10 protein-coding genes and 1 pseudogene are annotated in these 14339 nt (G+C 58.9%); 4 read left to right on the top strand and 7 right to left on the bottom strand.

Annotated features, from left to right (window positions below; all coding sequences use genetic code 11):
• Positions 1 to 43: 43 nt before the first annotated feature.
• Both ettA and gdhA read left to right on the top strand, forming a co-directional pair.
• Complete coding sequence (ettA, locus tag RGV33_RS28335) at positions 44 to 1708, top strand: energy-dependent translational throttle protein EttA (RefSeq protein ID WP_322147620.1); 1665 nt, start codon at positions 44 to 46, stop codon at positions 1706 to 1708.
• A gap of 335 nt (positions 1709 to 2043) precedes the next feature.
• Positions 2044 to 3381 carry an NADP-specific glutamate dehydrogenase gene (gene gdhA, locus RGV33_RS28330; protein WP_322147619.1) on the top strand — a complete coding sequence of 446 codons (1338 nt, stop codon included), beginning with the start codon at positions 2044 to 2046 and terminating at the stop codon, positions 3379 to 3381.
• On the opposite strand, the gene RGV33_RS28325 is transcribed toward gdhA, so the two are convergent.
• The 6 genes and pseudogenes from RGV33_RS28325 to RGV33_RS28300 form a co-directional block, all read right to left on the bottom strand.
• Complete coding sequence (locus RGV33_RS28325; protein WP_322147618.1) at positions 3378 to 3875, bottom strand: GreA/GreB family elongation factor; 498 nt, start codon at positions 3873 to 3875, stop codon at positions 3378 to 3380. The two genes, gdhA and RGV33_RS28325, sit on opposite strands and share 4 nt — an antisense overlap.
• Before the next feature lie 70 nt (positions 3876 to 3945).
• A complete protein-coding gene (locus tag RGV33_RS28320) occupies positions 3946 to 4302 on the bottom strand; it encodes a hypothetical protein (RefSeq protein ID WP_322147617.1) in 357 nt (118 codons plus the stop codon).
• 297 nt (positions 4303 to 4599) lie between these two features.
• Positions 4600 to 5685: a type I restriction endonuclease gene (locus tag RGV33_RS28315; RefSeq protein WP_322147615.1), complete on the bottom strand. Its 1086-nt coding sequence runs from the start codon at positions 5683 to 5685 to the stop codon at positions 4600 to 4602.
• A gap of 377 nt (positions 5686 to 6062) precedes the next feature.
• Positions 6063 to 6371, bottom strand: a pseudogene (locus tag RGV33_RS28310) (chorismate mutase).
• 22 nt (positions 6372 to 6393) lie between these two features.
• The gene (locus tag RGV33_RS28305) at positions 6394 to 8247 is read right to left on the bottom strand and encodes a DUF4105 domain-containing protein (protein ID WP_322147613.1); all 1854 of its coding nucleotides are present in this window, start codon (positions 8245 to 8247) and stop codon (positions 6394 to 6396) included.
• 94 nt (positions 8248 to 8341) lie between these two features.
• A complete protein-coding gene (locus RGV33_RS28300) occupies positions 8342 to 8830 on the bottom strand; it encodes a DUF3015 domain-containing protein (RefSeq protein WP_094952935.1) in 489 nt (162 codons plus the stop codon).
• 267 nt (positions 8831 to 9097) lie between these two features.
• On the opposite strand from RGV33_RS28300, the gene RGV33_RS28295 reads away from it, so the two are divergent.
• Together RGV33_RS28295 and RGV33_RS28290 are read left to right on the top strand one after the other, a co-directional pair.
• Positions 9098 to 11536, top strand: coding sequence for a Lon protease family protein (locus RGV33_RS28295; protein WP_322147612.1), 2439 nt, complete (start codon positions 9098 to 9100; stop codon positions 11534 to 11536).
• Between the two features lie 200 nt (positions 11537 to 11736).
• Positions 11737 to 12063 (top strand): hypothetical protein, encoded by a 327-nt coding sequence (locus tag RGV33_RS28290; protein ID WP_322147611.1) that lies wholly within the window; start codon positions 11737 to 11739, stop codon positions 12061 to 12063.
• Between the two features lie 403 nt (positions 12064 to 12466).
• Here the strand turns inward: RGV33_RS28290 and RGV33_RS28285 are convergent, their stop codons facing one another.
• Positions 12467 to 14302: a hypothetical protein gene (locus RGV33_RS28285; protein ID WP_322147610.1), complete on the bottom strand. Its 1836-nt coding sequence runs from the start codon at positions 14300 to 14302 to the stop codon at positions 12467 to 12469.
• Between the last annotated feature and the right edge of the window lie 37 nt (positions 14303 to 14339).

The following is a 14339-nucleotide window of genomic DNA, read 5'->3' as shown; positions in this document are numbered from 1 at the left end:
GCTTCGCCCGCTTAATTCATCAGTCACTGACGCTAGGTTCACCATGGCTCAATACGTTTTCACCATGCATCGGCTGGGAAAAGTTGTTCCGCCGAAGCGGGAAATTCTGAAAAACATTTCTCTGTCCTTCTTCCCGGGCGCCAAGATCGGCGTGCTCGGCCTCAACGGTTCGGGTAAATCCACGCTGTTGAAAATCATGGCCGGCGTCGACACCGAGTTCGACGGCGAAGCCCGCCCGATGCCCGACCTGAACATTGGCTACCTGCCACAAGAGCCGATCCTGGACCCAACCAAGACCGTGCGTGAAGTGGTCGAGGAAGCGGTCAGCGTAATCAAGAACGCCCAGGCCCGCCTGGACGAGGTTTACGCGGCTTACGCTGAAGAAGATGCCGACTTCGACAAACTGGCAGCAGAACAGGCCAAGCTTGAAGCCATCCTGCAAGCCAGCGACGGCCACAACCTGGACCGCCAACTGGAAGTCGCCGCCGATGCGCTGCGCCTGCCGGCGTGGGATGCCAAGATTGAACACCTGTCTGGTGGTGAAAAGCGTCGCGTGGCCCTGTGCCGCCTGCTGCTGTCGGCTCCCGACATGCTGCTGCTCGACGAACCCACCAACCACCTGGACGCCGATTCCGTCGCCTGGCTGGAGCACTTCCTCCACGACTTCCCGGGCACCGTGGTTGCGATCACGCACGACCGCTACTTCCTGGACAACGTTGCCGGCTGGATTCTGGAACTCGACCGTGGCGCGGGTATCCCTTACGAGGGCAACTACTCCGGTTGGCTGGAAGCCAAGTCCGACCGTCTGGCGGCCGAATCCAAGCAGCAGTCGGCCCATGAAAAGGCCATGAAAGACGAACTGGAATGGGTGCGTAAAGGCGCCAAGGCGCGTCAGTCCAAATCCAAGGCTCGTCTGCAACGCTTCGAGGAAATGCAGTCCCAGGAATTCCAGAAGCGTTCCGAGACCAACGAAATCTACATCCCGGCCGGTCCGCGCCTGGGTGACAAGGTCATCGAGTTCAAGAACGTCTCCAAGGGCTACGGCGACCGCGTGTTGATCGACAACCTGTCGTTCTCCATGCCTAAAGGCGCCATCGTTGGCGTGATCGGCGGTAACGGCGCGGGTAAATCCACCCTGTTCCGCATGCTGATGGGCAAGGAACAACCGGACTCGGGCAGCATCGAAGTCGGCGAAACCGTGCAACTGGCTTGCGTGGACCAGAGCCGCGACGACCTCGACGGCAGCAAGACCGTGTTCCAGCAGATTTCCGACGGCTCCGACCAGATCCGTATCGGCAACTATGAAATCCCGTCGCGCACCTATGTTGGCCGTTTCAACTTCAAGGGCGGCGATCAGCAGAAGTTCGTCAAGGACCTGTCCGGTGGTGAGCGCGGTCGCTTGCACCTGGCCCTGACCTTGAAGGAAGGCGGCAACGTGTTGCTGCTCGACGAACCGTCAAACGACCTCGACGTTGAAACCCTGCGTTCCCTGGAAGAAGCTCTGCTGGACTTCCCGGGCGCCGCCATTGTGATCTCTCACGATCGGTGGTTCCTTGACCGCGTGGCCACTCACATCCTGGCGTACGAAGACGACTCCCAAGCGGTGTTCTTCGAAGGCAACTACACCGAATACGAAGCCGATCGCAAGAAACGCCTCGGCGAAGCCGCTGCACAGCCGCACCGTGTGCGGCACAAGAAACTGGCCTGATTCAGGTTGGTGGTTTGAAAAAGCGGAGCCCTTTGTGGCTCCGCTTTTTTTTGCATTTTTTCAGCTGGACCGAGGTGGATTCATCGCAGGCAAGCCAGCTCCCACAGTTGAAATGCATTCCAAATGTGGGAGCTGGCTTGCCTGCGATAGCGGGTTAACTGTTGGTGCAAGGCCTGGATTGAAATCCTCATTAAGGTGCAAAAACCGCCTGTATTTATATCCAATGCACCATTTAAATTCACAAAAGCGACATTTCGCCCTGTCGCGGTGCGACATGAATTGATAAAGTCCCGGACAAATCTCCTTTAACGACAATAAATTTGCCGAGACTTTTCATGATTGAATCCGTTGAATCCTTCCTTGCCCGTCTCAAGAAACGCGACCCTGACCAGCCTGAATTCCACCAGGCCGTGGAAGAAGTCCTGCGCAGTTTGTGGCCATTTCTTGAAGCCAATCCCCACTACCTGACCTCGGGCATCCTGGAGCGCATCTGCGAGCCGGAGCGTGCGATTGTGTTCCGGGTGTCGTGGGAAGATGACCAAGGCAAGGTACGGGTGAACCGCGGGTTCCGGATCCAGATGAACAGCGCCATCGGCCCGTACAAGGGCGGCCTGCGTTTCCACCCGTCGGTAAACCTGGGCGTGCTGAAATTCCTCGCGTTCGAACAAACCTTCAAGAACTCCCTGACCTCGTTGCCAATGGGCGGCGGCAAAGGCGGCTCGGACTTCGACCCCAAGGGCAAGAGCGACGCCGAGGTGATGCGGTTCTGCCAGGCGTTCATGAGCGAGTTGTATCGCCATATCGGCTCGGACGTGGATGTGCCCGCCGGTGATATCGGCGTGGGCGCCCGGGAGATCGGCTTCCTGTTTGGCCAGTACAAGCGCCTGAGCAACCAGTTCACTTCGGTGCTGACCGGCAAGGGCATGAGCTACGGCGGCAGCCTGATCCGCCCGGAAGCTACCGGTTTTGGCTGTGTGTACTTCGCTGAAGAAATGCTCAAGCGAAATGGCGAGCGGGTCGAAGGCAAGCGCGTGGCCATCTCCGGCTCCGGCAACGTCGCCCAATACGCGGCGCGCAAGGTCATGGACCTGGGCGGCAAAGTGATTTCCCTGTCCGACTCCGAAGGCACCCTGTACTGCGAAAGCGGTTTGACCGAAGAACAATGGTCGGCGCTGCTTGAGCTGAAAAACGTGCAGCGCGGGCGCATCAGCGAACTGGCGTCGCGTTTTGGCCTGGAATTCCGCGCCGGCAAAGCGCCTTGGGAACTGGCGTGTGACATCGCGCTGCCCTGTGCGACCCAGAACGAACTGGACGCCGAAGCAGCCCGCACCCTATTGCGCAATGGCTGCGTGTGCGTGGCCGAAGGCGCCAACATGCCCACCACCCTTGAGGCTGTGGATATCTTTATCGAGGCCGGCATCCTGTTCGCGCCGGGCAAGGCGTCCAATGCGGGCGGCGTGGCGGTAAGCGGGCTGGAGATGTCGCAGAACGCCATGCGCCTGCTGTGGACCGCCGGTGAAGTGGACAGCAAGCTGCACAGCATCATGCAGTCGATCCACCATGCGTGCGTGCATTACGGCGAAGAGAACGGCCGGGTCAACTACGTGAAGGGCGCGAACATCGCAGGCTTTGTGAAAGTCGCGGACGCGATGCTGGCCCAAGGCATCGTCTAAACCTCGGGCTCGATGCGCAGGATTTCGATCAACTGGTCACCGACGGGGCGCTTCCACAGCACCTCGTCACCCACCTGCGCACCCAGCAGCGCCCGGCCCAGCGGCGAACCCCAGTTGATCAGGCCCACCGCGGCATCGGCCTGGTCTTCGCCCACCAACTGAATACGCTGCTCTTCGTCCTGTTCATTGGCGAAGGTCACCCAACTGCCGATCTGCACCTTGTCGGTGGAGGTCGCCGGGGCCACGACTTGCGCGCTTTGCAGGCGTTGGTTGAAGTAACGCAAATCCCGCTCAAGGTCGGCCTGGCGCCGTTTATCGGCCCGCTCGCCCTTGGCAGACTCTTCGCCGTGCTCGCTCTGCAACTGCGCCACCTTGGCCTGCAATTGTGCAAGCCCGCGGGCGGTAAGGTGATTGGGTTGCGCACTCACCTGGCGTTCCACCGGCTGGCTGGCCTGGGCGGCGGCGCTGTCTTCATTGACGAAAGCTCGACTCATGACGTTCTCCTGCTATGGAGTTTGGGCCATGGTTGCAGAGGTTAAGTTTCGCCGGATGTCTGAAAACGACCTATGGCGAGCGATAGGCCCGAGCGGCGTCGCGGTCTTTTTCCTGTTGCCAGGCGCGTTCGCGGTCGTCCCAATGGCGGTTCTTGTAGTCATTGAGGTCTTCGTTCTCGCGCATGGCTTTGCACTGGCGAAAGCCGTCATCCCAGCCTTCGGCGTAGGTTCGGTCTTTCAGGTAGCGGGGAACGTTCTTGCGAAATTCCCCGGTAATCACCCCGGCGGCCTGGCGGCCGCTGCTGCAACCGTCGTCGTAGCCGTCGGCGAAGGCGGGTGGGTAACCCTTGGCCAGCAAATCTTCGTGGGTTGATTGGCAACCCGACAGCAAGGCCAACAGGCCCAACATTACTGCGTACCGCCACATCGCTTGCTCCCTGGCCGGTAAACGGCTGATGGGGGAAGTCTAGAAGGCGATTCGTTGGGGAGATGTGAAAGGGACGTGAGAAAGGCGTTGAGTTAAAGGGTTGATGCAAGACAGGCAAGGCAGTGGTAGACGACCTCACTCAATCGATGACACCCGTCGCCTAGAGACAAGCCCTTATCCCTATGGTGAGCGGCCTTGCTGTGGTGAGCGGGCTTGCCCCGCGCTGGGCTGCGCAGCAGCCCTCACCACATTACTCCGACGGGCCCACAAAAGTGTTCGACCTCTACCCGCCAGCCTTCAATCGTAGTAACCCACAGTTTTCTTCAAGTGGTCTGAGTACTCGTAAATCTCGTCAATCGAGGATATTGCATGTCGGGTTTCATTTTTCTCCTCGTCAAAAATCCCAATGTATTTTTGACTGCGGTTGAAGTGAAGGCGACAAATCGGCTTGCGATTATTGTCGTCCAGCAATATCCCAAAATAGCTCTGTGTATCCCGCTGTACGATTCGTTTAGCATCCACAACAGAACGTACGACAGCCCTTACTATGTGATATCCCTCAAGTTCTTCCAGAGTAGTGAGTATTTTATCTTCTGACTCCTCACGCTCTGTAATTTCGGTGTTAGCGGCGAGAGAAGTGGGCAATGAGGCTAGAGCCGGCTGAATGGACCCACTCATGGCTGACTTAAGTCGATCATTGATCTGGTCGTTGAGAAACTGGCTTAACGCCTTTCGAGTCAACTCAAAAAACTGCTCTCGGACTTTCTGTGTAATCACTCCTTCGTACACCCGAGAAGCGAAGACCTTGACGAAGTCATCGTCCGGCTTGCTGATCTGCGCGGCGATAACTTTTTTGATTTGGCTGACGTATTTCAGCTCGCCGGCGGCGTTGATAATCGAATCTACATCGAATGCAGACTTCGTCAGCTTGATCAGTTCCGGTACTGAATATTCATCAATGTCCAGTAAGTCCAGCTCTAAAAAAGGCTTTTCATCCATTTTGTTGGGAGCGTCCAGATCAGTGAAAAATCGATAGACCTGACCGTTGGTAAGAATCGATATCCTCGCGCTTGTGACGTGGAAATAGCGAAACAATTGCGAAGCGTGGTTGATGCTCAGTGACTCACCAATTTTTTTGCATTCTATGAGTATCTGGACTTCGCCATTTTTCATAATGGCGTAATCAATTTTTTCACCTTTTTTCGTCCCGATATCGCAGACAAATTCCGGCGTTACTTCTTGAGGGTCAAATACGTCGTAGCCCAACACCGTATTTATAAACGGCATTACAAAAGCGTTTTTTGTGGCTTCTTCCGTTTGGATGGCGGGTCCTTGCAGGCGAACCTTAGCCGCCAAGTTGGTGAGCTTTTCAAAGAATTCCATATAAGCCTCTTATCTATTCAGATCCGTGTATAGAGATGGTGGCAATTTGATTGCCGTCCGATACTAGACATTAATTCTGATAAAGAGAATGTAATAAAGCCGATTCGCGTCGGATGAAAAAAGCTAAAAAACCGTATGATTTTTCGCGCTTATTTATCAATGACTTGAGAGGGGCGGGAAAATTTCTGAGCCGAGATTGAATTCGTAGGCGGCTTGCTACTTCAAGGCGGCGCTGAACTTGTGGCGAGAGAGCTTGCTCCCGTTGGGGCGCGAAGCGGCCCCTTGTTCAGGCTACTGAGATATTTCAGATAGGGTGAGGTGTCTGGCTGTGGGGCCGCTGCGCAGCCCAGCGGGAGCAAGCTCCCTCACCACAAGGGTTATGGCGCGGTTGAGTTAAGTGTGAGGGCCGTGTGTTCGGCCAGTTCTTGCTGGATGAACGCTGCAATCATCGCCCTATAAACTTGCTCTGTGACGTCAGCGTTACCGCCAACGGTGTGAGCGAGATCGCGAACCTTGGCAATCACCTACTCAACCCGCTGAGGCGCTTTAATCCCGTCACTGTCTTTTTTGAACCGCGCAGCCTGGGAGACAAAGCCGCCCCGTTCGGCCAATAGGGTGACGATCTGTCGATCGAGACGGTCGATGTTTTCCCGGACCTGTTCAAGGCTGATGCAGTTGACGGCCATGTCTGTTGAAGCTCCTGACGGATTAATAGTGATACCACTTCACCTCCAGCATCACCTCGTTCACCGGTGTCGCCAGGTGGCTGTATTCACGCTGGGCACTCAATCTCAGCCCCAGGTTGCGCGACAATTCCCACTGTTGATTCAGGCTGATACTGCGCCGCACTTCGCCATTGGTGAAGAAATCACCCTTGGCTTCCAGGCTCAGGTTGCCCAGCGGGTTGCGCCACAGCACACCCGTATTGAACCCGGCCGCCGGGGAGATCGCTTCGCCAAAGTCGCTGTTGTGTTCCACGCGCACAGTGCCGAGGGCGAAGCCGAGCATGTCGTCGCGCAGTTGCCAGGTGCCGCCGGCGCCGCCGTTGACGTGGCTGACCAGCGTTTCATCGTCATGCTTGCCCGGTACGCGCTCAAGGCCGCCGGTGACTTGCCAGGACCAAGGCTGCAGCAGTTCGTTGCGCGGGGTCAGTGAGCGAATCGTCGCCAGGTCCAGTTGCTGCAACTGCCAGTGATTGCCTTCGTACTGGCGCAGTTTCATTTGCAGGATTTCGATCTGTGCGCCCAGGGGGAAGCCTTCGGCGTTGTCATTCAGGTCGTGGTAGGCCATGCGCAGGCCGTATTCGCCGAAGGCCTTGTCGCCGCGGGTGCCGATGCCGGCTTGCCAGGTGCGGGATTCGTGGCCGTCTTCGGGCAGCCCAGGGCGTTCGATGTTCAGGTCGGGCGCCGGGTTCTGGTTGATTGCCCGCAGCAGTTCGAAGCTGCGCTGCGAACGTTCGGTGTCGCGCTCCAAACCGTTGGCGCGGTAGCGGCCGAGGCGGTAGGCGGCGTCGATGATCAGGGCCTGGCGCTCTTTGGCGATGGTCTTGAAGGCCGGGTCTTGCAGTTGTTTCTGGTCGTCGCTGATCTTCAGCACCCATTGCTGCTCGTCGCTGTCCAGCGGCTTGGCACGTTCCAGCAGTTCGCGCTCACGGGATGGGCGATAGTCGATTTTCTCCACCAGGCCGGCTTCTTTCACGGCTTTGACCGTGTCGGTGGGGATGGCGGTCAGCGGGAACTGTTCGGTCAGCCGCAGGCTTGGGCGGGCCACTTGCAGCAGTTCCAGCAGGCGATAGGAGCAGTTTTCGTCGAAGAAGAAGTAGTCGAACTGGATCTGCTTGAGCTCCCACACGTGCTCGACCATGCGCTCGGTCTCGACCTGGGTCAGGTTCAGGCGGTATTCCCACAGGTCGCGGTTTTCCAGGCTACGGTATTCCGAGAGTTTTTCCTGGTAGGGCACCAGGGCAAACAAGCCCGGATAGCCGCCCATCAGGCCCTTCCAGGCGTAGAGGATGCTGTTGTCCGAGCCTTCGATGTAGGCGCCGAAGTTGATCGCGTAGCTGAGCAGGGCGGTGTTGTTGCTCTGCACGTCAGCCTGGTCGATGCGCAGCAGGGTGTGGCCGAACATTGACGACGGACTGTTGAGGTAGGCCGCCGGGAAGATCATCACCGCGCTGTGGGGGGCGACGTCCTTGAACCATTGCTTGAATTCCTTGCATTCCAGCGCCGGCAGGTCAGTCAGGTGCAACTGGTCCTTGAGCCAGCGGGTGCGTGCCGGGTAAACGCATTGGGTGTGTTTTTCGCCGAGGCTGGCCGGGGCATACAGTGCCTCTACGGTGGCCTTCAGTTCCTGGTCCGGATGGTGGGCGCCATCGGGTGCGAGGAAGAATTTCTTGTCGCTGACATAACTGCGCCAGCCTTCGAACTTGCCGGACTCGTAATGCCCCAGCGAAAGCCAGAACGGGTCGTTGGCCAGTTGCTGCAAACGTTGATCATCAAGGTGCGGCGCCGCATACAGCGGGGCGCAGGCGAAGAGTGCCAGGTAGGCAAGGCGTTTGAGCATGTGGGCAACTTAAGTCGAGATAAAAAAGACCCAAAGGGGAGGCAGGTCCAAAAATAATAAAACCCGTGCCTCGAAAGGCACGGGTGGGTCGAGCTTAAGCCTGGGTAGCGTATTTCGCCAGACGGGTGTCGCTTTTCAGTACAGCCAGGGTGTTGTTATGCACGTCATCAGCGGTTACGTCAGCCTTGCTGAAGATTTGCTGGAAGTGCTCGTGAGTCACAGCGGCAAAGTGCTCGCGGTCTTCAGGAGCAACGCCCAGTACCACGGCGTAGGTGGTCAGCGCTTCGCCGTTACCCTTGGCCATGTCTTCGGACAGCTCGTTCATCATGCCATTCATGGCAATCCACGATTTGCCGCCGTAGGTCAGTGCGCTGTTGGTGTTACAGCCGTTGGTGCCCGAGGTCATGCCGAAGGTGGCGTTGCCCGAAGTACCGTTGGTGGTGGAAGCCAGGAAGTGAGCGGGAGTGCCGCGTTGGCCTTCGAACAGCATGTTGCCCCAACCGCAGTTCGGGCCACCTGGCGCTTCAGCCATTGCATTGAGGGAGACGACGGTGAAGAGAGTACCGAGAAGGATCCGTTTCATAGCTTTGTTCTCTTTGTGTGCAAACCAATGGACAAGGGTTCAGGCGCTTCGAAGCGCCCTAGGGGCCGGTTATTAGTCCAACCCGCGCAGTTTGGAGTTTAGGCACGATCCAAGGGTTCCGTGACTTTTTGTGAAACAAGCCATAAATACGGGGTTTTTTTACGGCCTCGATCCCAGGGCTATGCTTTCCCTAAGCCGTGCCTTGCCAGCCAGCCATACCCGGCGCCAGAATGCCGACATCTGCCCCGCCTGATGTAAGGAAGCCCGATGCCTGATCCTGTTGCTGCCAGCTTGCGTCTAGCGCCCGAAGCGCTGACTCGTCCTTTTTCCGCTGAACAGTTCAGCTTCTCGACCACCAATGATTTGGAGCCCTTTCGCGGTGTGCTTGGCCAGGAACGTGCGGTCGAAGCCTTGCAGTTCGGTGTGGCCATGCCACGCCCCGGTTACAACGTATTTGTGATGGGCGAGCCTGGTACCGGGCGCTTTTCGTTCGTCAAACGCTACCTCAAGGCCGAAGGCAAGCGCCTGCAGACCCCGGCCGATTGGGTCTATGTCAATAATTTCGATGAGCCTCGCGAACCCCGGGCGCTGGAACTGCCTGCGGGCGGTGCTGCCGCGTTCATCAGCGATATCAACGGCCTGATCGACAACCTGGTCGCGACTTTTCCGGCCGTGTTTGAACACCCGACGTATCAACAGCGCAAAAGCGCCATCGACCGTGCCTTCAACCAGCGCTACGACCGCGCCCTGGACGTAATCGAGCGCCTGGCCCTGGAAAAGGACGTGGCGCTGTACCGTGACAGCACCAACATCGCGTTTACCCCGATGCTCGACGGCAAGGCGCTGGACGAGGCCGAGTTCTCGCAGTTGCCGGAAGCCGATCGCGAGCGTTTCCACACCGATATTTCCGAGCTTGAAGAACGCCTCAACGAAGAACTCGCCAGCCTGCCCCAGTGGAAGCGCGAGTCCAATAACCAGATGCGCCAGTTCAACGAAGAAACCATCACGCTGGCCTTGCAGCCATTGTTGTCGCCGCTTTCGGAAAAGTATGCGGAGAACGGGGCGGTCTGCGGCTACTTGCAGGCGATGCAGGTGTACCTGCTGAAAACCGTGGTCGAGCAGTTGGTGGACGACGCGAAAACCGACGCCCAGGCCCGCAAGTTGCTGGAAGAACAGTACTGCCCGAGCCTGGTGGTAGGTCATCCGGTCAACGGTGGTGCGCCGGTGGTGTTCGAGCCGCATCCGACCTACGACAACCTGTTCGGCCGTATTGAATACAGCACCGACCAGGGTGCGCTCTACACCACTTACCGCCAGTTGCGCCCGGGTGCGCTGCACCGTGCCAATGGCGGCTTCCTGATCCTGGAAGCCGAGAAAATGCTCAGTGAGCCGTTTGTGTGGGACGCCCTCAAGCGTGCCCTGCAATCGCGCAAGCTGAAGATGGAGTCACCGTTGGGCGAACTGGGCCGCCTGGCCACCGTGACCCTCAACCCGCAAGTGATCCCGTTGCAGCTCAAGGTCATCATCATTGGCTCCCGCCAGCTGTACTACGCGCTGCAAGACGCCGATCCGGACTTTCAGGAGATGTTCCGGGTGCTGGTCGACTTTGACGAAGACATCCCGATGGTGGATGAAAGCCTGGAGCAGTTCGCCCAGCTGCTGAAAACCCGCACCTCGGAAGAGGGCATGGCGCCGTTGACCTCGGATGCGGTTGCCCGCCTGGCCACTTACAGCGCGCGTCTGGCGGAGAACCAGGGACGCTTGTCGGCGCGTATTGGTGATTTGTTCCAGTTGGTCAGCGAAGCGGATTTCATTCGTCACCTGGCGGGTGATGAGCGCACGGATGCCGGGCACATCGAGCGCGCGCTCAAGGCCAAGGCCACGCGCACCGGGCGGGTGTCGGCGCGGATTCTCGACGACATGCTCGCCGGGGTGATCCTGATCGACACGGCCGGTGCGGCAGTGGGCAAGTGCAACGGGCTGACGGTGCTGGAGGTCGGTGACTCAGCGTTCGGTGTGCCGGCGCGGATCTCTGCCTCGGTGTACCCGGGTGGCAGCGGCATCGTCGATATCGAGCGTGAAGTAAACCTCGGCCAGCCGATCCACTCCAAGGGCGTGATGATCCTTACCGGTTACCTGGGCAGCCGTTATGCCCAGGAATTCCCGCTGGCGATCTCGGCGAGTATCGCCCTGGAGCAGTCCTACGGTTATGTCGACGGCGACAGCGCATCCCTGGGCGAGGCGTGCACCTTGATCTCGGCCCTGTCGAAGACGCCGCTCAAGCAATGCTTTGCTATCACCGGCTCGATCAACCAGTTTGGTGAAGTGCAGGCAGTGGGCGGGGTCAACGAGAAGATCGAAGGCTTCTTCCGTCTTTGCGAAGCTCGCGGGCTGACCGGCGAGCAGGGGGCGATCATTCCCCAGGCCAACGTCGCGACGCTGATGCTCGATGAGAAGGTGTTGCAGGCCGTGCGGCAGGGGCAGTTCCATGTGTACGCCGTGCGCCAGGCCGACGAGGCCTTGAGCCTGCTGGTGGGCGAGCCGGCCGGTTCGCCGGACGAGGAGGGGCAATTCCCGGAAGGCAGCGTCAATGCTCGGGTGGTCGAGCGTCTGCGGGCGATTGCCGAGATGATCAGTGAAGATGATCTGAAGGAAGCCGAGAAGGAACTGGCACTGGAAGCGCTGGCTGAGGCCAAGCCGGTGTAATCAATGCCGAAGGGGCCGGCGATCCGGCTCCTTCGGCATATTTTTGACGCCACCTGGAAGGCAGTCGTCCGTTGGTCCCCCCGCCTTGGTTTGTACCGGGTTTCTTCTATTCTCAGCTCAAGGGATATCCACAGGAGTCGCTGGATAGAGACAGTCTTGCCCTGCGAGGCTGAACACCGGATCTACCGAGGGTCGCCGCCATGTCGCGCAACCTCTGCCTTACCCGCCAGTGCCTGGGCCTGGTCACCCGTATCGAATGTTCCATTCGCCCTCTTGCGGGGGATACCGGGATGTGGACCTTGTTGTTTGCCGCCGGAATGACCGGTGAGCAGCCTTCCACCATCAAGTCCCAAGGCCCGTTCCATGGACCTTTCGTGGCACAAACCATTCTCGATTCGATTGTTGATAGCCTGACTCTGCACGGTTACGAGCTGGCAGACGACCCGCAGATCTGGTGCGTGCACCTGCAAGCGCACTTGCGACAGCTCAACGGTGGGCGGCAAACGGCGCTAAACGATATCCGCTGACCGCACACCCCGTAGCAGCTGTCGAGCGCCAGCGAGGCTGCGTCGGCCGCACCGCCGACATCGTGTCTGACTCCGAGCCCCGTTCGTACCCGACGCAGCCTCGCTGGCGCTCGACAGCTGCTACGGGGATGGGGAGTTGTGTTCTATGGCTTGGGGGCAGGGGCTGCGTCGGGTTTGTCCAGCTTCACCTCGAACCCATACTGCACCGTGTTTGCGACAGCTCAATGGCGGGCGGCAAACGGCGCTGAGTGATATCCGCTGACCGCACACCCCGTAGCAGCTGTCGAGCGCCAGCGAGGCTGCGTCGGCCGCACCGCCGACATCGTGTCTGACTCCGAGCCCCGTTCGCACCCGACGCAGCCTCGCTGGCGCTCGACAGCTGCTACGGGGACGGGGTTGTGTTCTATGGCTTGGGGGCAGGGGCTGCCTCGGGTTTGTCCAGCTTCACCTCGAACCCATACTGCACCGTGTCCAGGCCGGTGCGCTGGTAGGTTTCCAATGTAGTCGGCTGGCCGTAGAAGTAATGCACGTCGAACAACGCCGTGCCGTACTCCGCGGCCCGGTGGCTGACGCCGAGGATTTCCTTCACGTAATTGCCGCTGGCATCCTTGGCATAGAACCTCCAGCTATCAGCGGGGAACAGCTTCTGATCGACAATCAGCGCGTTGTCTTTCAGCTCCAGGCCTTTGGGTAATTGCCCGGCAGTGACGCTGCCTTTTTCGATGGTGGCCAGGAACAGCGGCATCGATCCCACCGCATACCCCGGGTTTTCGGGGAACAGGTTCAGGTCATAGGTGATGGTGCCACGGCCCGGGTCAACCTCGTAGGCTTCGGCGGGCAGTTCGATCGGCTCGCCCAGCTTGCCTTCGTCGTTGGCGGTGAGGAAGGTCACGGGGGCGTCGCCACCACCGCGGTCGTCGCCTAGCAGGTCGTCGTTGAAGGTGTAGGGGTGGTCGAACTCGACGTGCGCCGCGCTGGCGTCATCCACCGACTGGTTGATGGTGACGCTTTTCTTCAGTTGGTCTTCGGACAGGGTGGCGTCCTTTAGCCAGTCGGCGGCCTGGTCGTCATACACGGTGACTGGCATCGGCAGGGGCTGTACGCTTTTCTCCAGGCTGTTTTTGTCGAAGCGCCGCACGGGCAGGTCCAGGTCCTTGCGAGTCACGGTGGCTTGGGAAAAGTCGAGGACGCTGACGTGCACATCGTCAATCAATCCATTGAAATACACCTTGGTGTAGTGGCTGCCCTGCTTGTGTTCGAAGGCTTTCTGCTCGTCTTCCAACTGCTTTTCAAAGGCGTCGGACCAGGTCGTCTGCTTTTGCATTTCAGCCAGCTGTTTTTCATAGAACGCCAGTTGCGCGGCGTTTTCGTTGATTGACCCGGAGCGCGAGAGAAATTGCCCGGTGGTGTCACGCGCCTGCACCAGCATCGGGTTTGGCGATTCGTCCGCGATTTCCGGCGCCAGCGGGGCGCTGTTGGTCAGTTCGATCTCGGCGTAGTTTTTTTCCAGGGCCAACAGGGTAATCGTGACGTTTTCTTCGGTGCGCTTGCGGCCCACGTCTTTTTTCGACAAGTCGAAAGTGAAGACTTTGCGCGGGGCGATCACTTCCACTTTGCCCTTGAGGCTAACGGGCTGTGGTTGGCTCTTGTTTTCAGTCTCGACGCCTTCGACGAACGGGTACGTCACCGTCAGGTCATCGGGGTTGGTCAGGTTGGAGCTGGTGGGGCTCAATTGGATGCCCGGGTCGGTTTCCGACCATTCCGGCTGGAAGGGGATGACCTTGTTGTTGCTCAAGGTCACCGACTGCCATTCCAGGCCGTGGGGGAAGGGGAATTGGTCGGGCACGTTGAAGTTGAACGGGAAGATCGGCTGCAGGTCGGTCAGGTAGTCCGAGTGGGAGGCCTTGCGCAGCACAAACAGGCCATTGATGTAGGTATCCACCAGGGCCTGGGGCGTGGGGTAATGCTTGAGCAGCGCCAGCGCGTCTTCGCTGTAGTCGGCTTCGATGGGCTTGGTGGCGAGCTTGACCCGTGCCCGTTCCAGTAAGAGCAGCGAGCCACCGAGTTCGGATACAGCGTCCTTGAGCTTGGGGTCCTGGATGGCGTCCAGGGATTGTTCGAACTTGGCGGTTTTCTCTTCGAGGCTGGCTTGCTTGTGTTCATCGCTTGGGGAACAACCGCTGCCCATCAGCAAGGCCGCGCACAAGCCAATGCTGGCCAAAGGGGTTCGCACATCCATTATCTGAGGTTTCCTGTCCGACATCATCGAGCCGAGT

It is taken from the genome of Pseudomonas sp. Bout1, from assembly GCF_034314165.1.
In the GTDB taxonomy this organism is placed as follows: Bacteria; Pseudomonadota; Gammaproteobacteria; order Pseudomonadales; family Pseudomonadaceae; genus Aquipseudomonas.
Note: the sequence above shows the minus strand (reverse complement) of the source record. Positions and strands in the feature narration are given on the sequence as shown.

Coding starts and splice junctions, on each gene's coding strand:
- ettA (WP_322147620.1), top strand. CDS start 44: ATGGCTCAATACGTTTTCACCATGCATCGGCTGGGAAAAGTTGTTCCG.
- gdhA (WP_322147619.1), top strand. CDS start 2,044: ATGATTGAATCCGTTGAATCCTTCCTTGCCCGTCTCAAGAAACGCGAC.
- RGV33_RS28325 (WP_322147618.1), bottom strand. CDS start 3,875: ATGAGTCGAGCTTTCGTCAATGAAGACAGCGCCGCCGCCCAGGCCAGC.
- RGV33_RS28320 (WP_322147617.1), bottom strand. CDS start 4,302: ATGTGGCGGTACGCAGTAATGTTGGGCCTGTTGGCCTTGCTGTCGGGT.
- RGV33_RS28315 (WP_322147615.1), bottom strand. CDS start 5,685: ATGGAATTCTTTGAAAAGCTCACCAACTTGGCGGCTAAGGTTCGCCTG.
- RGV33_RS28305 (WP_322147613.1), bottom strand. CDS start 8,247: ATGCTCAAACGCCTTGCCTACCTGGCACTCTTCGCCTGCGCCCCGCTG.
- RGV33_RS28300 (WP_094952935.1), bottom strand. CDS start 8,830: ATGAAACGGATCCTTCTCGGTACTCTCTTCACCGTCGTCTCCCTCAAT.
- RGV33_RS28295 (WP_322147612.1), top strand. CDS start 9,098: ATGCCTGATCCTGTTGCTGCCAGCTTGCGTCTAGCGCCCGAAGCGCTG.
- RGV33_RS28290 (WP_322147611.1), top strand. CDS start 11,737: ATGTCGCGCAACCTCTGCCTTACCCGCCAGTGCCTGGGCCTGGTCACC.
- RGV33_RS28285 (WP_322147610.1), bottom strand. CDS start 14,302: ATGGATGTGCGAACCCCTTTGGCCAGCATTGGCTTGTGCGCGGCCTTG.